We start from the raw sequence: 19,976 nt of genomic DNA, 5'->3' as shown, positions 1-19,976 counted from the left end.
TTTTTCATTGCTTGGTTGTGCAGTAGACTGCACAGGCATGAAGTTGAATCGCCGTTTGCTCACGCTGGGGTGGGCGCTTGCGCTCGGAGTGGGCGTCGTAACGAACTTGCCGACTGCGCAGGCACAGAACCTGCAGCGCGTAGAGCAGGGCGGAGCCGTGATGGTTGAAGGCGGCGGTTACTGCACCGTCGGATTTAATGAACCGTCTCGCAGGCGAAGCCTGGTTGCGGCGCACTGTGGACCGGACGGTGCGCGTGTGCGCATCGTGGACCACAACGCGAGGGTTGCTTCGCCACAGCTCGGCACCCTGTATCGTTCGAAGGCGTACGACGGCCGCCTTGGCAATGACTGGGCCGCTATCCAGTGGGACGCGCCGGTGCAGATCGGTGGCAACCGGTTCTCCGGTGACGCGTGGGTAAACCCAAACACAATCGCCGTCGGTGAGCGCGTGTGCTACTTCGGGCAAACCTCGAACCGGCCGACGGGCGCCCCCACGTGCGGTCGCTTCGGCGGAGCAGAAGGAAATACGTTCTTCGTCGAAGCGCCGATGACCCGTCCCGGCGACTCCGGTGGCCCGCTGTGGATTCCGGGCCGCGGATTTGTTGGCGTTGTTTCTTCGCAGTGGGTTGCACAAAAGGTACCGCTGCTGGGCTCGCGCGACCTGGTCGTTGGCGTGCACGCTACTGATGGGCCTCGCGTCGCTGAGTCACGCTTGTTGGGCCTGTATGCGCAGAACCTCATGATGCCGGCTTCGGGCTCGGCCGTTGGCCCGGCTGCTGATGCGGTTCGTGGCGCTGTGACTGACGGGTTCAGTGCACTCGCAGGGTTCCTACCAGGCGTAGTGAATTACAGCTAGCTCATTAGCATTCCTGCAGAACTGTGCCAGTATAGAAGTATGTTGACAAGGAAATTCATATCTTCGCTGGCCGTCGCAGCATGCTCGACTGCAGTCCTCGTGCCAAGCGCTACCGCGGCACCAATCCAGCCGACCCAGGGTGATGCTATTAGCACTGGATATAGTTCATGCACGCTAGGCTTTAACGACCACGAAGCCGGAGTCAGCTACACCGCAGCGCACTGTGGACGCGATGGCGACAGGATCTTGTTGGTCGACCGAAAAACGAGCCGTCCGTTGTCGAAAGACATTGGGACATTGCGTATTTCACCAGGCTACGACCGGCAGTACTCGAACGACTTCGCCTGGATCGAGTGGGACCGGGGCGTCACGATGGGCGAGAACATCTACTCAGGTGACATCAAAGCGGATGCCACTTCCATCAAGCGGGGTGCGAAGACGTGCTACCACGGGGAAACATCCCATACGGGGACAAACGATGTCACGTGCGGGAAGTTCCACCGCGCTGCGCGTGGTGGAGGCGGGTTTTCTGCCACGATACGGTCACCAAAGTCAGGCGATTCCGGTGGACCGATCTGGATCGAAGAACAGGACGGGGCAAAGAAATTCGCTGGTGTCATTTCTATAGGTCCTGCGTTCGAAAACTCCACCTACACTCGGATCAATGGCATAAAGATTGACGGGAAAGACTGGCTCTGGGGAGCACCAATCGCTCAAGGAAAGGCAGTCAGCCAGTCCGAGGCGTCGGACCTGGTTTTTGGAGCTGCCGGAATAAATGAAGCCGGTCTCTACGACCGGCTGCTGTCCTCTGATAAGAGCTCGGAGCGGGACTCCTCGTCGAAGTCCGAAAGCTCCAGCGATATGACACCGGGTGAGATTGCCGCGATCGTTGTTCCGATCGTGTTGGCGCTGCTTAGCCTGGCGTCGTCGATAAAGTTTTAGTGACTACATAGTTGGTGCTGGCAAGAACATCAGCACCAACACGATGAACCACAAAAGGTTAAAGACACCAGCGAACGCGGAAGCCTTAGCTTTCGACTTTTCAAAGTTCGCGGTGACATCGGCTGGGTCGGCCTCGGCTGGCTCCAGCTCACCGAGTGTACCGACCATCTTGCGCTGGGTCGGGATGACCACGAAAAGCAGCAGTGCCCAGGCGATGACTGCCAACACGATAGAGGTGTGCAGGAAGTAGTTCGTCTTGTACGCAGCCCAGTCGCCGAAGAGGATGGCGACACCGAGCAGCGGAACGAGTGAGGACGCGATGCCGTAAGTGCGCGAGATGCGGTACAGGATCGACGCGCGACCGGCAGCGGCCGCATCGCCCGCCTGTGCCTCGGCGGCCTGGCGCGGGAACATCGAGGTGGATACGACGATCGGGCCCAGCAGCAAGATGGCGGCTGCGACGTGAAGGAAAGTTAACAGAGTAGTCATAGGCAACCACTGTACTTGATACGTCCACCATCACCTAGGCGAATTGGTGGTAGGGAACATACCAATTCCAATGAGGTGGGCGGCGACGCCTCGCCATCCCTTGCATGCACGGCGCATTGTGCGAAGGTCATTGGTGGTTACGCGCAGGTCGTACATGTTTGCAACGCGTGCCAGCTGCCGTGCGTATGCGCATTGCTGCGGGATCGATGGAGGCATCCACTCGCTCGGAAGCATGTCTGACTTTTGTTGGTTCGCCTTGCTCGAGGTCACGATGAGGTTGTGGGGGTCATTCGCGAACCGGAGTCGCTGCTCGTCGCTCCAGGCGAAAGCACCCATGTCCCATGCTGCGGAGAGGGGGAAGAGGTGGTCGAGCTCCACATCCTTAGGTCTGATGCGTTCGCGGGTGTACGGATCGATAGCGTCAACCGGCTCCCACTGCCGGTGGGGAACGTTGCAATTAGGCTGCTCAAACGCGTACGCCATGGCATGCTCGCGAGTCGTACATCCGGTGGCATGGCGCTGCCAGCCTGGTCCGAAGTTGTCCCGCTCGTAGCCGATGATAGTAACGCGTTGGCGGGTCGTGGGGGCGTCGATACGCGAAAACCCCGTTGGAAACGGGGCGTACGCGATGGTCAGGATAAGTAACAGAGTGAGGTAAACACGCACGTCTAGTTAGACGCGTGGGAGGCCCCTTCGGTTCCCGCAGTCGCCTTGAGCGCGTCAGCGAACGTTGCGTCCGGAGTGGTCAGCGCAAAGTTTGTCACTGCAAGAGCATGGTCAAACTCGTCTTCGACGCCCTGCTTCGGCTTGGTCAGCAAGGAGACAGCGACAAGCGCGATCGTCGCGAATGCGATACCCGGAACGATTTCGTAGATGATGCCGGACAGCGTGTCGGAGGAGCCCCACACGAATACCGTGATTGCACCGACGATCATGCCAGCGATGGCGCCCGGGGCAGTGAGACGACGCCAGTACAACGATGCAATTACAACGGGACCGAAGCTTGCGCCGAAGCCTGCCCACGCGAACGCGACCAGGCCCAGGATCGTGTCCGATGGGTTGATTGCCAGTACCATCGCGACCGCTGCAACCAAGACCACCATCGTGCGCGAGAGCACCAGCAGCGCCGTCTGGCTCGGACGCTGCTTCGCCACGGCCCGATAGATGTCCTCAATAAGCGCGGAGGAGGTGATCAATAGTTGGGAGGACATTGTGGACATAATCGCCGCGAGCACCGCTGTAAGGACGATACCTGCAATGAGTGGGTGGAAGAGGATGCGGGCCAGGTCCAAGAAGATGGTTTCGAAGCCGCTTTGGTCAGTGACACTGTGCGGTGTTTCGGCGAAGAAGACCGTCGATACGAGCGCGGTGAACACCGCACCTGCAAAGCAGATGGTGACCCAGCTGATTCCGGTCCGGCGTGCGCTGGCTGCCTCAGCCGGGGAGCGCAGCGCCATGAAGCGGGTAACAATATGTGGCTGTCCCAGGTAGCCGAAGCCCCACGCCAAGTTGCCGATGATGGTTGCCAACGAGACACCGGCGATCATGTTGAAGTAGTCCGGGTTGCCGGCCTCCCACGGGCCGTAGGCGTTGTGGGAAGCGAACGAGAAGATATCAGAGGGGGTATCGAGCGAGATCAGTGCCATCAGTGGCACCGTGACCAGCGCCAAGAACATCAAGACCCCTTGGACAACGTCGGTATAGCTCACAGCGAGGAAGCCGCCGATGAACGTGTACAGCACAGTAATCGAACCGACGATGAGTACGCCTGTGAGGTAGTCACCGTGGAAAGTGGATTCGAAGTAACGGCCACCCGAGACCATGCCTGACGAAACGTAGAACGTGAAGAAGAAAATAATGATCACGGCGGCGACGAACCGCAGGACGTGTGAGGAGTCACGGGTGCGGTTCTCGAAGAAGGACGGCAAGGTAATCGAGTTATTTGATACTTCCGTATAAGCGCGGAGGCGTGGTGCGACAAACTTCCAGTTCGCCCACGACCCGGCCAAGAGTCCAATAACGATCCACAGCTCGCTCATGCCGGAAACGAACAATGCGCCCGGCAGCCCCATCAGCAGCCAGCCCGACATATCTGATGCGCCCGCGGATAGGCCTGCTACGAATGGGTGCAGTCCACGGTCGCCAAGAACGTAGTCGTCATACTTGCTCGTCTGGATCCACGAATAAAACCCGATGGCAACCATGACACCGAAGTACAACACTATGGCAAGGACAAGCCAGAAGCTATCGGCCATGTTTGCCTCCCTAAAGCAATAGAAAAAATAAGCGAGTAGAGTTTTAAAGATTACCGTTAGAACCGTAGTCGATGTAGCGAAATCAAGGATGGTATAAGGGTGGGCTTGCCAAAATTCCTTCTTCACGGGCTGTGGCTGCCAGATTCTGGCTTGCAGGTCTGGGTCGAGCAGGTGGCTGGCCATAAAATCATCACACTCGACGAAGTGCCGAAGGGGACCTTCCCCGAACCAGTCCACACACTGCTCGAAGGGGTCAAGTTCCGCCACCGCGGCAAGGTCATGTTGCGCACGCCGAAAGGCAAACTATTGCGGCTCCGGGTGCCGACGGCAGCATTCGCCCCCGATGAGGCAGTACAGTTTCTACGAGCAATGTCCTTCCTCCTGGACCCAGACGTTCCGGCACCGGAAGGGCTCACGGAGCAACAGCGGGCGTCGGTAGCCCCGGATCTTTTGTGGCTCATCCAGATGTTTCTCGGGCTTGAGCGGTTTGTACAGGCTGGCAGGGTATCGATTCACGTGCCGTCTCAGGACTTTCAGTGGTTCGCGCAGTGGCAGCTCGGCACCGGGGTGGAGGAACGCGGTTGGCTCGCGGATATGATTGCGGCTGCGCCGGGAGTACTTACGGAGAACAACCGACGGCTCGACGAAGACTGCTCGCGCACATTTGTGCACTGGATCGCGTCTGCCCAGCTGCGTAACTCCCCTATGCTGCGTGGTGAGCGCCCGTTTCCGTGGCACGATTTTGTACAGTCGCTGCTTAACGGGACGCCGCTACGGCGAGGCTCTAGCGCGTTTTCGCGACAGATGAGCCAGTGGAACGGCTCAATCACTGCGACGAATTTCCAACTGGTGTTCATCGTGGAGCAGCCCGCAGACGCAGAAGATGGGGGCGATGAGGCGCTCACGCAGTGGCCGATTCGGGTGAACGTGCGCTCCGGGGACGAGTCGCCGCGGCCCATCCGGCTGTCGGAGTATGACGCCTATACGGTGCAGCAGCTCCACTCCGTGCTTCGCGACGCCATCAGGGTCTCCGACCTGATTGATCCATCGACGCACCGGCGTGCCGCGACAACGCCGGGCTCTGCGCTCGATGGCGACTGGGACGTGTACCTGTCCGCGGAAGAGATTGTGCAATTCGTGGAGACTGAGGTGAGCAAGCTTCGGCTTGCGAACTACGCGGTGATGCTGCCACGCGCCTGGACAACTGCAGAGACAACATCGAAGCTGCACCTTTCGGAAGCGAAGAACCCGTACGACGCAACAGCGGTGACCCGGCTTGGCTTCGGCCAGCTGGTCAATTACGACTGGCGCGTCAGCATCGGCGGCACTGAACTGACGGATGACGAAATGCAGCGGCTCGTCGAGTCGAAGTCTGGGCTGATCAAGTTGCGTGGCGAGTGGGTGCTCGCCGATACACGGCACCTCGAGCGCACGAAGCGGTACATGGAGAAACTCCACGGGACGGCGCTTGCGCGGGCCAAGCGTGAAGCAGAAGAAGCCCGGACGACTGCGCAGCTCGCAGCTGATGCGGGAGCAGATGACGCCGAAGCGCTCGCTGCCCGCGCCGACCAGCTCGAGGAGGAGTACCAGAAACTCGAAGCGTCAGAGGAACACGGTGCGGTAACCGCGGAGGAGCTGCGTCAGCTTGCGCTGGAGAGTGGGCCAGACTCGCCGCTTGAGTTCACTGGTTCCCGTTGGTTTACGTCTCTGGTCGGCGGAATGGACCGCCCGGCGCCGGAGCGCGTCGACATCCCAAGAACTGTGCATGCTGAGCTCCGCGAGTACCAGCGTCGTGGCGTGGATTGGCTCTACTACATGTCCCGCAACCACCTAGGTGCCGTGCTTGCCGATGACATGGGGCTCGGTAAGACGCTCCAGCTGCTCACCCTGCTTGCCGTCGAAGAGGAACGCGGGCAGCGCACCGGACCAACCCTCGTTGTTGCGCCGACCTCCGTGGTGGGCAACTGGGCACGCGAAGCCGCGAAGTTCGTGCCGCACCTTTCTATATATGTCCACCACGGCAGTGCCCGGTACAAAGGAGAGGAACTGCGTGAGGCTCTCAAGAAGCATGACGTCACCATCACCTCCTATGGGATCGCATCGCGCGATGTGATCGACTTGTCTTTGATCGAATGGGACCATGTGGTGCTCGACGAAGCTCAGGCGATTAAGAATGCGGGGACGAGGGCGTCGAAAAGCGTGCGAGCGCTGCCAGCTCGCCACCGTATCGCGCTGACAGGCACCCCGATTGAAAACAAGCTCTCCGAGCTGCGCAGTCTCCTCGACTTTGTGAACCCCGGCATCCTCGGCTCGCAGTCCTTCTTCCGCAACCACTTCGCACGGGCAATTGAGTCGCGCCGGGACGAGGGCCTCGCCGACGAGATGGGGGAGCGCCTGCAGCGCCTCACCGCGCCGTTTATCCTGCGCAGGCTGAAGACGGACACCGCGATCATCGATGACCTGCCGGACAAGGCTGAGCATGTACTGACAGTGGACATGACTGCGGAGCAAGCGGCGCTCTACACGGCACTCGTTGACCGCATGCAGCGCGAACTGCAGGAACGCAAGGGTATGGCGCGTAAAGGTCTCGTGCTTGCCACGATCACTCGCATCAAGCAGATCTGCAACCACCCGGCTCACTTCCTGGGCGATGGATCACCAGTACTTGCCGACGGCCACCACAGGTCCGGTAAGGTCGCCCGCCTTGTGGAGCTGCTCAATGAGGCAGTGCGTACCGACCAACGAGTGTTGATCTTTACCCAGTACAAAGCGTTTGGTGACATTCTGCGGCCCTACCTGAGCGACTACCTCGGTGAGCTCATCCCGTTTCTCCACGGTGGGGTAGGAAAGAGCGCGCGCGATGCTATGGTTGCGCACTTCCAGGAGCCGGACGGGCCGCGCGCGATGCTGCTGAGTCTTAAAGCAGGTGGTACCGGACTCAACCTGACTGCTGCATCGATGGTGATCCACCTTGACCGTTGGTGGAATCCCGCCGTGGAAAACCAGGCGACGGACCGCGCGTTCCGCATTGGCCAGAAGAAAGACGTCACGGTGTACAAGATGATTACGCGCGGAACCATGGAGGAATCGATCCAAGACATCTTGGATGGCAAGATGCACCTGGCAGGTGCGGTGATTGGCGAGGGCGAAGGCTGGATTACGGAACTCGACGCTGACGATCTGGCACAGCTGATGAGCTACCGAGGAAACGGAGGCGAGCGCAACCTATGAGCACCCAGCGACCACGCGAAGACAACGTTATTTATGCAAACTTTGGCGCACGGCGGCGCTCGCCGGAGCAGAAGCAGGCGAAACAAGCAGCGGAGACTCGGTCGCGGTACAAAGACGTACCCGCGACGTGGAATGCAGCCGGCCGCAGAATCTGGGAAGCAGTAGTACGCTACAGCGATGCCGGTCGCATTAAGCGGGGCATTGCGTACGCCAACGGCGGTCACGTCGCCGAGCTCTACCCGCGGCTTAGTGGGATCGATGCGGTTGTGACCGGCTCACAAATCGAACCATTTCACACCGTCATTGAGCTACCACGGCGCACCGCTGCTGACATCGGCGGGCTGCTGTCCGACATTGCGCACGACTCCGCGGCATTGATGAAAGCGCGCAATGGTGTCTATACCGATGAGGCGTTGGACACCTTGATCGCCAACGGTCCTGAAGAGTTTCGGCTGCACTGTAGCTGCCCCGATCCGGTCGTAGCCTGCAAACACATTGTCGCAGTGGGGTATCAGGCAGCACAGCGCATGAGCGAACACCACGAATTCATTCTCCAACTTCGGGATAGCTCGATTGCGCGACTGACCGGCATGGCGCCACCGACTGTGCAGCACGAGGCAGCGCAGCCTGACGCGCCGGGCGAAGTCACGGCGTCTACACCGCGCCCGCAGCCGGACTTTTGGGAAGGCGGCGCGTTACCTGATTTGCCTACCCCGAAAGTCGCTCCGATGATCGAAGATTCTGACATCACGATGTTGCACAAGGCGATGCAGACGATTTCCTTTACCAACATCGACCAGCTGCGGGCTGTCTCCGATATCGAAGATCTGTTCTACGCTCTGACTGAAACCGAAGACTAATGTCCGAGCCGTTTGGTAGTAGTGAGTATGTGAACACGTTTCGATTTATCCACTCCTCTGACCTGCAGCTTGGCATGACTCGGAAGTTTCTGCGCTCCGAAGCCCAATCGAGGTTTGACGACGCCCGCTTGCGCGCCGTTGAACGCCTCGGCCAAGTAGCCACGGAGCATGATGCAGACTGTATTGTGATCGCCGGTGATGTGTTTGAGCACAACGCGCTCGAACGGGAGACGCTTGGTCGAGCACTCGAGGTGCTGAAGCGCCTGCCAGTGCCGGTGTACTTGCTCCCGGGCAACCACGACCCGCTGGTGGCGGACTCCATTTTCCACGCCACCGATGACCTTGAGAATGTGCACGTGCTCGATTCCTTCGATCCCGTAGAGGTCGTCCCTGGCGTTGAGCTTGTCGGCGCGCCTCTCAAAGCCCGATACGCCTCTGAGGACCTCTGTGCCCGTGCCGTACGTGACTTGGAGCCGACGGATACGATTCGAGTCCTCGTTGGCCACGGCCAAGTAGACGGCTACGGCAAAGAACAGGCCGAAGCGCTCATCGATCTGGATTTGCTGGAGGAGAAGCTGGCCTCGGGGGTGATCGATTACGTCGCGTTGGGGGATACGCACTCCACGCAGTCACTCGGCACGAGTGGGCGCGTGTGGTTCTCGGGCAGCCCGGAAACAACCGATTTCCACGACTTTGCTATCGGTGGTCCTGGTGGTGGCGGCGAGGTCAACTCCGGCAATGCCCTCGTCGTCGAGATTGCGAAGTCCTCCGCAGACGATTGCACTGTGAACGTCGAGCCAGTTGAGACAGGAGCATGGACGTTTGAGGCACTGGACTGGGAGGTTAGTGACGAAGGGGACGTCGCAAAGATTGTGGATCAGCTTGAACGCTACGAGCACAAAGACCGCACGGTGGTGAAGTATTCGGTGCGTGGCACGCTTGGCCTTGCGGCGATGGCTACCTTTGAGCAGGCGATAGGGCGGCTTGAGCCGGTGTTTGCCGCGTTGTATGAGCGTGAGCGCCTCATGAGCTTGCACTTGGCGCCCAGCGATGAAGAGCTCGAAAACCTTCCGCTGAGCGGTTACGCGGCCGAGGCGATGCGGGACCTGATCTGCCAGGCTTCCGTGCAAGATGATGTCACAGGCTCTGCGACAGCCCGTGACGCAGTGAACCTTCTGTTCCGATTCTCCAAGGAAGTGAACTAGATGCGCATCCATTCGATCACCATTGAAAACTTCCGTGGTATTCAGCGATTAGAACTCCGAGACCTGCCAGATACCGGTGTGATCGTGATCCATGGCAACAACGAGGCGGGCAAATCCACCATCCTTGACGCGTTGACGACAGTGCTGAACGAGCGCCATACTGCCGGCGGGAAGAAGATTGGCGTGCTCACCCCGATCGGGAGGGACGTTTCGCCTGCGGTACGGCTTGAGGCGACGGTTGGCGATTACAGCTTCACCATTGCCAAACAGTGGGGGAAGGGGAAGTACTCGGAGCTCAACATCACCAGACCGCAGCTGCGCCAATACACCGGCCGCGAGGCTGACGACGAGCTTGCGCGGATCCTCGCGGAAAACCTTGACCAGGAGCTCGCCTCGACGCTCTTCCTGCGCCAGGGGCAGTTCGCAGCAGGGATCAGCGCAGCTGGCATCCCAAGTGTTGTGAGGACCCTTGACGGGGACGCTGGACGTAGCGCAGAGGAGGCTGCTTACGATGACACTGCGCTCATGCAGCGCATCAGCGACGAATACGCAGCGTACTTCACACCCACAGGTCGCCCGCGTGGCGAATACGACAAGCTCCGGAAAGCAGCAGAAGAAGCGCAGCAACAGTACGAATCGCTGTTGCAGGAAAAGCGGAAGTTTGACAATGAAGTCGTAGAAGTTGAGCGCTTGCAGCAGCAAATGCAGCAGATCCAGGATGAGCTGCCGGAAGCACAGCGAGATCTTGAGTCCAGTCAAGCCGAGGCGAAGCGCGCCGAAGAGGTTGCCGCAAAACTTCAGGCTGCGCAAGCAGCTGTGAAATACGCAGAGCTCACGGCACAGCGCGCAGCGCAGGATGTGGAAAACAGGAAGAAGTTGGAGCAGCGCGTCGCACTGTTGGGTGAGCAGCAGGCAGCGCTCGAGCAGGAGAAGGGCGCCGCCCAGCAAGCCAGTGATGAAGAGGAAGCTACCATTGCGACACTCACCGAAACCGTGGAGCGGCGTCAAGCTGCACTGACGAATGCACGCGAGGAGGCACGCCGTGCCAGCGCTCTGCGTGAGTACTCGCTGTGCCAACAGGAACTCTCAGATCTGCAGGCAGTGCTTGACCAGGTTGACGGTGCGCAAGCCGAGTATCAAAAACTCGTTGCTGAGGCCCCTAGTCGTCCCGTCACCGACGCCGATGTGACTCGAGTGGAAGAAGCTGCGAGTGAAGTAAAGGTACAGCGCACCATCCGTGCAGCCTCGACCGCGAAACTGACCGTGCGTGCCGATGACGCCACCTTCGTGCACGACGACGCCCCCACACACGTCAAAGGCGAGCGCACTATCGAGCTTTTCGACGCCACCACCTTTGAATTCGGTGAGTTTCATCTGACCTACAGTGCTGGCGCCAGCGGCGCGAACCAGTACAGCGCGGTGGAAGATGCGGAGCGCGCGCTTGAGGAGCTACTCGCGGAGCTTGGTTGTGCTGACGTTACGGAGGCGCGAGCGAAGCGTGATGAGCATCGGACGTTTGCTCAACGCGTGGAGGAATCCAAGCGACGCAGGGAAGACATCCTCGCAGGCAGGGACTTGTCAGCGTTGCAGGAGCGTCACCTAAAGCTGCAGAAACTACACGCAGAGCACGCTGAGGCCTTGGGGGAAGACGTAGCTTTAAAGGAACTCGATGCTGCTGAGCACGAGGCCGCTGCTGCAGAGGCTGCTTTACAGAATGCCCAGCATGACGCGGAAGTGGCGGTGGCTGCGCTGGAGCCGCACCGGGAGCGAAAGGCCCGCCAGGCACTGCTTGTACTGGAGACCAAACTCGCAACGCACGAGGAAGCAGTACGTATCGCCGATGAAGAGTTGCGAACAGAACAGGAACATACAACGTCGGAAGACTTGGGCGAGGCACAAGCAACTGCTGAGGCTGGACTGCGCGCTGCGCGCACAAAACTTGAAGAGGTCACCACGGCGGCAAACGAGGCCAACGTGGACATGGCACAGGCGCTGCTCGAAAGCGCGCAAACCCGCGTCGTGAACTTGCAGGACCGCTACAATGCCGCCGATAGACGCGTTGCCGAGCTGAAAAGCTTTTTTGAAATGGCGACTGGTATTGCGGAAAAGGTCGACCGAGCCGAAGCGATGTTGGACGCAGCTGAGTCTGAGTACCGCCGTACCACCCGCCGTGCTGAGGCAACCAAGCTCTTGTATGACACGCTACAGCGCTACCGTGAAGAGGCGAATGCGCGCTACGCGGCGCCGTTCGCTGCTGCGCTGGAGGGCTACGCGGGGGCGCTGTTTGGCAGAGATGTGGAATTCGAGCTCGACGACCAACTGCAAATCACCCGCCGCAACGTTGCTGGTGTGTCCCTGCCGATCGAGGAGCTTTCTGGTGGCGCACAGGAGCAGCTCGCCTTGCTGACCCGTTTTGCCATTGCGGAGCTTGTCGCCCGTGATGGAACAGCACCGGTACCTGTGGTGATAGACGATGCACTCGGCGCGACGGACCCCCACCGGCTGCAACTGATGAACGCGCTGTTTAACAGGGTGGGCAAGCATGCTCAAGTGATTGTGCTGACGTGTTACCCCAACCGGTACGACGGCGTTGCCAGTAGCAACCGATACGAGATTGAGCAGCTAAAAACCAATTAATTAATGCTATGAAACTGTTTGGTTGATCTACTACAGTGGGGTGCATGTCTGACGCACCCCACTGGCTCAGCGACGCCGAGCAAGACCTGTGGCGGCTCATGCTTGCCACTGCACGCAAAATTTCGCGCGCGCTCGACGACACGCTCCAGGCAGACTCAAACTTGTCGACTTCGGAGTTCTCTGTGCTGGTCAGCCTTTCAGAAGTGGATGGGTACACGATGCGTTTGCGTGACTTATGCGGTGCACTGGAGTGGGACCGATCCCGAACATCGCACCAAGTCACCCGCATGGAGAAGCGCGGTTTGGTATCAAAGCAGAAGAGCCCGGGAGACGCCCGTGGCGTCTTGGTAGCGCTCACCGAGGACGGTTTACAGCGGCTCGAGGCTGCAGCCCCGGGCCACGTTGAAAGCGTGCGACGCCTGGTGTTCGACCACCTTGATGACGCCGACATCCCAGCTCTGACCAGATTTTTTCAGGGTGTACTCGGTGCGCAAACCGGCCCTGGGCATAACAAGTAACGACTCTAGGAAAGCGAGGCGCCATGTCTTATCCGACGAACCAACCTCACTACCAACCGAACCCGGCACCGAAGCGGCTACAGCGTTCCATGGTGGACAAATACATCGGCGGGGTCTGTGGCGGCATCGCGGAGTACTTTGGACTCGACCCTGCGATTGTACGAATCGGCACGGTGTTGATTGGGCTCTGCACGGCGTTTGTGCCTTTGTTCATCCTGTATATAGTGGCCTGGATTGTGATTCCCCCGGAGTTTTAGCACGAAATTGCGTTCTGAAAGCGTAGGGGAGACGATTTCAGGTAAAATCAGTCAAAACCAACAAAACCCCCACCACCAGGCAAAACACCAGGCGGTGGGGGTAATGAAAAAGTGTCCCCGACAGGATTCGAACCTGCGACCTTCGGTACCGGAAACCGATGCTCTCATCCGCTGAGCTACGGAGACGCATTGCTTGTGAGCAAGCAATGACGCAATCTTAGCACCAGAAATGCCTGGCACATAACTGGCCTAAGACTGCGGAAAGTAGCTGCTATTGGGCCTCCCAGTAGCCTGGTGCATCAGTGCGATCGGCCTTGCCGGTGCGCAGGTAGTTGATGACGGTGGCGTCGACAACTTTATTGCCGGTGCCGAAGTGTGCGTGGCCTGGGCCGTGAATCGTGACTACCTGGGTGCCCATTCTGCGGGCGAGTTGTCCGTGGCCTGAGTACGGCGTCTGGGGGTCACGGGTCGCGGATAGCTGCAATGGGCGAGTCTTTAATGCCGCCCCGTTCAGGGGTGCCATTCCGGTGACTGCGCCGGCCCCGTTGCAGTACCACCCTGAGCCGCGTGAAGCGTTGAAGAAAGTAAACGGGTCTCCCGTGAGCTGTGACCATGCAAATGAGGGGAGCAGCGTTGGGTCGCCGGGGACAACGTTCTCATTGCACCACTGGGCAGCTTGCAGCTGCTCGACCGCCATCATTTGATCCACCGCCTGCTGAATCTCTTCCTTGGACGGCTGCTTCGATTCTTCAGCGGTCAGGGTGCCGTTTGTGGACCTTGCCAGGTAGTCCCACATCTTTGGGGTTGGAAGCATAGCGCGGGTCTCCTGCAGGAGCGGCGACTTAGCTTGTACAGCACCAGGGTTCAGCATGCGGCTGATGACGCCTTCACCTTCGACACGGGTTTTCCCGACTGCCGTCATGGCGTCCGCGCCAGCCTGTCCGGCGAACTCCAGGCCCGCTGGCAGATCACCAACGCGTGCAGGCGGGGGAGTGACAGTTGGGTTGGTGCCAGCTTGTGCACTGACCTTGCGCGACCAGTACTGGTATGCCTTCAGCGGGGTGTTGCCCATGTGATACTTGGCGTCATTGAGTGCTACCCAGGCGAAGTATTCGTTGAGTGCTTTCTCGTACGCCGCTTGTTGGTCGGCGGCAATGCCGTTCCAGGAGCGGGTGGGGTCCATGGCGGAGTCAAGCACTACTTTGTCGGTGTGCTGTGGAAATAGAGTCGCGTACACGGAGCCAAGGTAGGTGCCGTAGGAGACGCCGAGGATAGAAACCTGCTGGTAACCCAGGGCGCGTCGAACTTCCTCCCAATCGCGCGCGGTATTTTCCGTGGTGATGGTTTCGGGGTAGCCAGGCTTGTCACCTTGGCAAGCCGAGCGGTTGAAACCTCCCGCGTTGAACAGACTGTCAGCGGTGAGTTTGGCTATCTGGCTAGGATCGTTCACATCGGGAATTGCGCACTCGAGCGCCGTGGAGCCGGGCAGCCCGCGCGGTTGTACACCGATGATGTCCCACTCGTTGTTGAGCTCTTTCGGAAACTCGAGGATATTGCCGGCGGCGTAGGCGTAGGCGTCGCCACCTGGGCCACCGGGGTTGGTAAACAGTGCGCCTCGGCGCGCTTGGGTTTTCGCTGGGACTCGTACGAATCCAATTTGAATCTTCTTGCCGTTCGGCTGGTTGTAGCGCATTGGGACGTCGATGTGTCCGCACTGCGCTGTTGAATCTTTGACTTCTTTCGGGCATTTGGTCCACTGCACAGCCGGTGCTGGCTGCGCAGTAGCAGGCGTTACGACGGCCATGCCAAGCAGTCCGAGCGCCGCAATTACTGAAGCTGTGGTGCGCATTGCATTCCTTCCGTTGGGGTGCGAAAAGACAAATCCCTACCGATGCGCTGATCGGTAGGGAATGTCGACGGTGTGTTTCTACTTCACAACCATCACGATCAGGTCGCGGGGCCCGTGGACGCCCTCGACACGAACAAGCTCGATATCTGAGGTCGCTGAACCACCAGAAATCATGGTAGCGGGTTTTTCCGGATCGATGCGAGCGATCATTTCCGGCACGCCGTAGACCACTGACTCTGGACGGACGATGACCACATGGCGATCGGGGACCAGTGACAGTGCACGGCGGCCGCACAGCTCGCCAGCTTCGAGCACGATCGAACCGGTCTGTGCTGAAGTGACGTGGGAATCCGTTACCGCGGCACCGATAGTGCCGAGCTCACGCGGATCGCTCGATGGGTCGTCTGGGCGGGCACTCCCGTCGAACTTCTCGAACAGCGCGGTGTCGAGACCCGGTGCGTAAACAATCTCGGTTGTCTCGCGCTTGGCCAGAATATCTGGCGATGTCTGCGGCAAGGGTCTCCTCGGTTGTCTCTACAACCGTTGCCTTGTAGTCCAGAAGACGATCGATGAGAATCTCGCGCAACTGCTCGGGAGTGTGGTCGCTGGTGGTGCGGTACTCGCGCACAGGTTCGACGTGCTCTGGGGTATGGGAGAGCTTCTGTGCAGTGCGGATGCGGTCAAGAATCTCGCGCTTCGCGCTTTCATTTCGGGTGCTTGACATTGTTAGCCATCCTTCCTGACATTCGCTGGGATCCCTTCGCGACGGGCCTCAGCGAGGAGGTCCTTCGCCTCGTCCGTATTCCACCACTGGCGGAACGACTTCTTCGGCGGAACTGCTACGTCGCGGTAATCGGTCCAGCCAGCAACGAAACCGGGCATCGAGGAAATTTCGCCCTTGAAACCGCCAAGTACGCGACCCAGCGCTACAACGTGCATTGCGGCGTTCCACAGTGCAGGCTTGCCCCACAGTAGGGAAATAGCGCCGAAGGCTGTGGATTCCAGGAACGGCTTGTGCTCCTTTACCTTTTGGTGGCGAAGCTCAAGCAGGATGTCTGTGATCGGGATCTTCACTGGGCACACTTCGTTGCAGCGCCCACACAGGGAAGATGCGAATGGGAGCGACGCGTTCGGGTCCTCGGCAGACTCGATGCCGGTCAGCTGCGGCGTGATAATCGCGCCGATTGGGCCAGGGTATGTCGAGCCGTAGGAGTGGCCGCCAGCGCGCTCGTAGACCGGGCACACGTTGAGGCATGCGGAGCAGCGAATGCACTTCAGTGCTTCGCGGCCGATCTCGTTCGACATCGCGTGGGTACGACCGTTGTCCAGGAGAACGATGTGGAAGTTCTGCGGGCCATCGCCCTCCGTCACACCTGACCACAGTGAGGTGTACGGGTTCATACGCTCGCCGGTGGAGGAGCGCGGGAGCAACTGCAAGAACGCGCCCAAGTCCTCGAACTTCGGCAGCAACTTCTCGATACCCATGACGGAGATCAGTGTCTCCGGCAGCGTCAGACACATGCGACCGTTGCCCTCGGATTCGACGATGGAGACCGTGCCGGTCTCAGCGATACCGAAGTTGACACCGGAGATAGCCACCTTGGCCTTCATGAACTGCTCGCGGAGGAAAATGCGAGAGGCTTCGGCCAACTCTGCCGGATTGTTCGTCAGCGAGTCGTCGGTGTTGGGCATCTTGTCCACGAAGATGTTTCGGATCTCTTCGCGGTTGCGGTGGATCGCTGGCACCAGGATGTGTGATGGGAAGTCTTCGCCGAGCTGAACGATGAGCTCCGCAAGGTCGGTTTCCTGTGCATGGATGCCGCGCTTTTCTAGCTCCTCGTTGAGCGCGATTTCCTGCGTCGCCATCGACTTAATCTTGACGACTTCAGTCTCGCCTGTCTCCTCAATGAGCGAAGCTATGATGTCGTTGGCTTCCTGGGCGTCGCGTGCCCAGTGAACGTGGCCACCGCGAGCGGTGACGTTGCGCTCGAACTCCTCGAGCAGCTCAGGCATGCGGGCCGCAACATCCTGCTTGATGGTGGAGCCAGCGGTGCGAAGCTCCTGCCAGTCATCGAGTTCGTCCACAACGTTTTGGCGCTTTACACGAATAGCAGTGGTTGCGTAGTTGAGGTTTCGACGCTTCGTAACGTTGTCGAGTTCGTGGTGCGCAGCCTGTCCGAAGCGCTCCGAGCCACGCAGGTGGTTCGGTCCTTGCGCCACTGGGGGCATCGTTGGCTTGCCGAGTGCAACTTTCACAGCATTTTCTCCTTCGAGTACGCAGCGGTCGTTGGCGTCCACGGGTGTTCCTTCGTGGAGGCGAGAATCTCTGCAATGTGCAGCGCGCGGATGCCGTTGTGCTGACGGCTCATCGCGCCTGCGATGTTCATCAAGCACGAGGAGTCACCGGCGGTGACAAACTCCGCCTTTGACTCCTTGATGTGGCGCACCTTGTCGGAAACCATCGCTGCGGAAACCTCGGGCAGCTTCACCGAGAAGGTGCCGCCGAATCCGCAGCACTCTTCGACGTTCGGCAGGTCCACGAGCTCGATGCCTTCGACGGCTTCAAGCAACTTGTAAGGGCGGTCGCCGACCTTCAGGAAGCGGCGAGAGTGACAAGACTCGTGGTAGGTCACCCTGTGTGGGAAGAACGCGCCGAGGTTGGTCACGCCAGCGACGTCCACGATGAACTCCGTGAGCTCGTAGGTTTTCTTCGCTGCCTGCGTAGCGCCGTCGACAAGTGCCTTGTTTCCGTAGCGCTCGGCGAGGCGCACGTGCTGTTCGCGAACTGCACCAGCGCACGAGCCGGAAGGGGCCACAACATAGTCGATGGATGGGTCAGCAAACGCATCGGCATATGTCTGAATGATTGGCACAGCTTGTTCCTGGTAGCCCGTGTTGACGTGCATCTGGCCACAGCAGGTTTGTCCCTCAGGGAAGACTACGTCGTAGCCCAGACGAGATAGGACAAGTGCTGAGGCCTTGTGGGCGTCAGGAAACAGGGCGTCACCGATACAAGTAGAAAACAGTGCTACTCGCAATGTGGACTCCTTTGATGGTCGTGAACGATACAGATAATGGTAATACGTCTACGGTACAACAGTTGGAGCTAGAAAACTCAGTAGGTTGGTTTGTAGGAAGACAATCAGGCACACTGCAACCAAGAAGACCACGGAAAAGCCTGCAACTTTCTTAAAGAGTTCGGACTCTTTGCCCTCCAAATTCACAGCTGTCGCGGCAATAGCGAGGGATTGCGGCGAAATCATCTTTCCGACGACACCGCCGGTCGTATTTGCCGCCAACATCAGGTCTGGGTTGAGGCCCAACTTATTTGCAGCGGTGACTTGGAGGTTAGCGAACAGCGCGTTGGCGGATGTGTCGGAGCCTGTTACTGCCACGCCGACCCAACCAAGCACTGGGGCAGCGAATGCGAATACGCCGCCCATGTTGGCGAAAAATTCGCCGATAGAAACGGTCTGGCCCGAGTAGTTCATGACGTAGGCCAACGCGAGCACCAACATGATAGTGGTGGATGACCAACGCATGCGCCAGAAAGTATCGACGAACTCACGTCCCACCTGTGCCCAGTTGAGCTGGTAGAGACCGTTGCCGTCAAAGATCATGTAGGCGATAGCGACGATGAGGCCAGAAATGACCAGGAGCGTGCCGGGGTTGTTGATGTAGGCGAAGGTGTAGTCGGTGTTGATTGGCTCACCCAGCTGGTTGAAGAGCAGTCCGCGCTCGATAACAGGCCATGTCAGGCTGATCTTGAACGAGCTCAGCCACTGCGGAATGGTTGTGCCCAGGTTCGCTAGACCGAAGACGACAACCACGACTGCGTACGGCATCAGCGCCATCCAGACTCGGGTGCCAGGCAGTTCAGTATTGTCCTCGTGCTCAGGCAAGCCGAGGCGTTCGCGGAGAGCGGCAGTAGTCGAAGGCTTCCAGAAGCGAAGCGCCACGAAGGCAGCCCCAAGGGCAACGATGCAGGCTACGACATCCGTGAGCTGGTAGGCGAAGTGGTTCGATGTCCACCACTGGGCAATGCCGAAGCTCAGCCCGATCGTCACCGCGATAGGCGCGGTTTCTTTGATGCCTCGCCAGCCGTCGATAATTGCTGCGATGATGAAAGGAACAAAGAATGCGAGCAGAGGGGTTTGGTGGCCAACGATCGCGGCGATGTTCTGCGTTTGCTCGAGGGTGCGGCCACCGACCTCGCCCGCGGTGGTAATGGGGATGGCGACGGCGCCGAATGCCACAGGCGCTGTATTTGCAATCAGGACTACCGTTGCGGCTTTCAAAGGTGGGATGCCGAGCGCCAGAATCATCGTCGCGGTAATCGCGACGGGTGCGCCGAATCCAGCGAGGGCCTCGAGTAGGCCACCGAAGCAGAACGCAATGAGCATTGCTTGGATGCGGACGTCGCCGCTGCCCATCTTGTCAAAGACCAGGCGAAGATCTTCAAAGCGACGCGATGCAACCGTAATTTGGTAAAACCAGATCGCGGTCAAGATCACCCACACGATTGGGAAGAGTCCGAACAATCCGCCGCGTAGTGCAGTCGCAAGTGCCATCTCGGTTGGCATGTTGAACCCGAATATCGCGACTGCGATAGCTGCGACCAGCGCTACTGCGCCGGATGTGTGCGCGCGGGCCTTGACCGCGAGCAGCATGAAGAAAAATGTGAGAAGGGGAATCGTGGAAACGAGCGCAGAAAGCCCGAGGCTTCCCCCTACTGCGTCGGTAATAATTTGAAACTTGTCCACTGAGACACTCCTTGGAGTCAGAGGGCTACACAAAATACCTCCCCAAAGTACTGTGGTGACATCTGCAATGAGAAAACCAAAAAGTATGCTAGGTCACACAAATGGATGAGGTCT

At 59.2% G+C, this 19,976-nt stretch carries 15 protein-coding genes, 1 tRNA gene and 1 pseudogene; 8 read left to right on the top strand and 9 right to left on the bottom strand.

Annotated elements, in window-relative coordinates; genetic code table 11:
- Nucleotides 1–37 precede the first annotated feature (37 nt).
- Both BJP05_RS06230 and BJP05_RS06225 read left to right on the top strand, forming a co-directional pair.
- On the top strand, nt 38–856 hold the full coding sequence (locus BJP05_RS06230) for a trypsin-like serine protease (RefSeq protein ID WP_070362655.1): 819 nt from the start codon (nt 38–40) through the stop codon (nt 854–856).
- A gap of 39 nt (nt 857–895) precedes the next feature.
- The gene (locus BJP05_RS06225) at nt 896–1,798 is read left to right on the top strand and encodes a trypsin-like serine protease (protein WP_083290979.1); all 903 of its coding nucleotides are present in this window, start codon (nt 896–898) and stop codon (nt 1,796–1,798) included.
- Between the two features lie 3 nt (nt 1,799–1,801).
- Here the strand turns inward: BJP05_RS06225 and BJP05_RS06220 are convergent, their stop codons facing one another.
- Genes BJP05_RS06220 through putP form a run of 3 tightly spaced genes read right to left on the bottom strand, consistent with a single transcriptional unit; the run spans nt 1,802 to nt 4,542 of the window.
- The gene (locus BJP05_RS06220; RefSeq protein ID WP_070362653.1) at nt 1,802–2,287 is read right to left on the bottom strand and encodes a DUF2269 family protein; all 486 of its coding nucleotides are present in this window, start codon (nt 2,285–2,287) and stop codon (nt 1,802–1,804) included.
- A 30-nt stretch (nt 2,288–2,317) separates the two neighbouring features.
- Nucleotides 2,318–2,953, bottom strand: coding sequence for an HNH endonuclease family protein (locus BJP05_RS06215; RefSeq protein WP_070362652.1), 636 nt, complete (start codon nt 2,951–2,953; stop codon nt 2,318–2,320).
- 2 nt (nt 2,954–2,955) lie between these two features.
- Nucleotides 2,956–4,542 carry a sodium/proline symporter PutP gene (gene putP / locus BJP05_RS06210; protein WP_070362651.1) on the bottom strand — a complete coding sequence of 529 codons (1,587 nt, stop codon included), beginning with the start codon at nt 4,540–4,542 and terminating at the stop codon, nt 2,956–2,958.
- Nucleotides 4,543–4,647: 105 nt separating this feature from the next.
- On the opposite strand from putP, the gene BJP05_RS06205 reads away from it, so the two are divergent.
- The 6 genes from BJP05_RS06205 to BJP05_RS06180 are packed head-to-tail and all read left to right on the top strand — an operon-like array spanning nt 4,648 to nt 13,250.
- Nucleotides 4,648–7,773, top strand: coding sequence for a DEAD/DEAH box helicase (locus BJP05_RS06205; protein WP_070363541.1), 3,126 nt, complete (start codon nt 4,648–4,650; stop codon nt 7,771–7,773).
- Nucleotides 7,770–8,633, top strand: a complete 864-nt coding sequence (locus tag BJP05_RS06200) for a hypothetical protein (RefSeq protein ID WP_070362650.1) — start codon at nt 7,770–7,772, stop codon at nt 8,631–8,633. Before BJP05_RS06205 ends, BJP05_RS06200 begins: the two co-directional genes overlap by 4 nt.
- Nucleotides 8,633–9,838: a DNA repair exonuclease gene (locus BJP05_RS06195; RefSeq protein WP_070362649.1), complete on the top strand. Its 1,206-nt coding sequence runs from the start codon at nt 8,633–8,635 to the stop codon at nt 9,836–9,838. The genes BJP05_RS06200 and BJP05_RS06195 overlap by 1 nt, the downstream gene beginning before the upstream one ends.
- A complete protein-coding gene (locus tag BJP05_RS06190) occupies nt 9,839–12,475 on the top strand; it encodes an AAA family ATPase (protein WP_070362648.1) in 2,637 nt (878 codons plus the stop codon).
- Nucleotides 12,476–12,519: 44 nt separating this feature from the next.
- Nucleotides 12,520–12,993 (top strand): MarR family winged helix-turn-helix transcriptional regulator, encoded by a 474-nt coding sequence (locus BJP05_RS06185; protein WP_070362647.1) that lies wholly within the window; start codon nt 12,520–12,522, stop codon nt 12,991–12,993.
- Between the two features lie 23 nt (nt 12,994–13,016).
- Nucleotides 13,017–13,250, top strand: coding sequence for a PspC domain-containing protein (locus BJP05_RS06180; protein WP_070362646.1), 234 nt, complete (start codon nt 13,017–13,019; stop codon nt 13,248–13,250).
- A gap of 112 nt (nt 13,251–13,362) precedes the next feature.
- On the opposite strand, the gene BJP05_RS06175 is transcribed toward BJP05_RS06180, so the two are convergent.
- The 6 genes and pseudogenes from BJP05_RS06175 to BJP05_RS06150 form a co-directional block, all read right to left on the bottom strand.
- Nucleotides 13,363–13,436, bottom strand: a tRNA-Arg gene (locus tag BJP05_RS06175).
- An 85-nt stretch (nt 13,437–13,521) separates the two neighbouring features.
- Entirely contained in the window at nt 13,522–15,099 is a 1,578-nt protein-coding gene (locus BJP05_RS06170) for an alpha/beta fold hydrolase (RefSeq protein WP_070362645.1), read from the bottom strand.
- Nucleotides 15,100–15,177: 78 nt separating this feature from the next.
- A pseudogene (locus BJP05_RS06165) lies at nt 15,178–15,823 on the bottom strand (lactate utilization protein C).
- Nucleotides 15,824–15,825: 2 nt separating this feature from the next.
- On the bottom strand, nt 15,826–17,355 hold the full coding sequence (locus BJP05_RS06160) for a lactate utilization protein B (RefSeq protein ID WP_070362644.1): 1,530 nt from the start codon (nt 17,353–17,355) through the stop codon (nt 15,826–15,828).
- Nucleotides 17,352–18,137, bottom strand: coding sequence for a (Fe-S)-binding protein (locus BJP05_RS06155; protein ID WP_070362643.1), 786 nt, complete (start codon nt 18,135–18,137; stop codon nt 17,352–17,354). Before BJP05_RS06155 ends, BJP05_RS06160 begins: the two co-directional genes overlap by 4 nt.
- Before the next feature lie 48 nt (nt 18,138–18,185).
- Complete coding sequence (locus BJP05_RS06150) at nt 18,186–19,862, bottom strand: L-lactate permease (RefSeq protein ID WP_070362642.1); 1,677 nt, start codon at nt 19,860–19,862, stop codon at nt 18,186–18,188.
- Nucleotides 19,863–19,976 lie beyond the last annotated feature (114 nt).

Source organism: Corynebacterium sp. NML98-0116, assembly GCF_001767255.1.
Taxonomy (GTDB): Bacteria; Actinomycetota; Actinomycetes; order Mycobacteriales; family Mycobacteriaceae; genus Corynebacterium; species Corynebacterium pseudogenitalium.
Note: the sequence above shows the minus strand (reverse complement) of the source record. Positions and strands in the feature narration are given on the sequence as shown.

What these genes read in the sequence shown, in the direction of transcription:
- BJP05_RS06190 (WP_070362648.1), top strand. Translation starts at nt 9,839, where the DNA reads ATGCGCATCCATTCGATCACCATTGAAAACTTCCGTGGTATTCAGCGA.
- BJP05_RS06170 (WP_070362645.1), bottom strand. Translation starts at nt 15,099, where the DNA reads ATGCGCACCACAGCTTCAGTAATTGCGGCGCTCGGACTGCTTGGCATG.
- BJP05_RS06200 (WP_070362650.1), top strand. Translation starts at nt 7,770, where the DNA reads ATGAGCACCCAGCGACCACGCGAAGACAACGTTATTTATGCAAACTTT.
- BJP05_RS06230 (WP_070362655.1), top strand. Translation starts at nt 38, where the DNA reads ATGAAGTTGAATCGCCGTTTGCTCACGCTGGGGTGGGCGCTTGCGCTC.
- BJP05_RS06180 (WP_070362646.1), top strand. Translation starts at nt 13,017, where the DNA reads ATGTCTTATCCGACGAACCAACCTCACTACCAACCGAACCCGGCACCG.
- putP (WP_070362651.1), bottom strand. Translation starts at nt 4,542, where the DNA reads ATGGCCGATAGCTTCTGGCTTGTCCTTGCCATAGTGTTGTACTTCGGT.
- BJP05_RS06225 (WP_083290979.1), top strand. Translation starts at nt 896, where the DNA reads ATGTTGACAAGGAAATTCATATCTTCGCTGGCCGTCGCAGCATGCTCG.
- BJP05_RS06220 (WP_070362653.1), bottom strand. Translation starts at nt 2,287, where the DNA reads ATGACTACTCTGTTAACTTTCCTTCACGTCGCAGCCGCCATCTTGCTG.
- BJP05_RS06195 (WP_070362649.1), top strand. Translation starts at nt 8,633, where the DNA reads ATGTCCGAGCCGTTTGGTAGTAGTGAGTATGTGAACACGTTTCGATTT.
- BJP05_RS06185 (WP_070362647.1), top strand. Translation starts at nt 12,520, where the DNA reads ATGTCTGACGCACCCCACTGGCTCAGCGACGCCGAGCAAGACCTGTGG.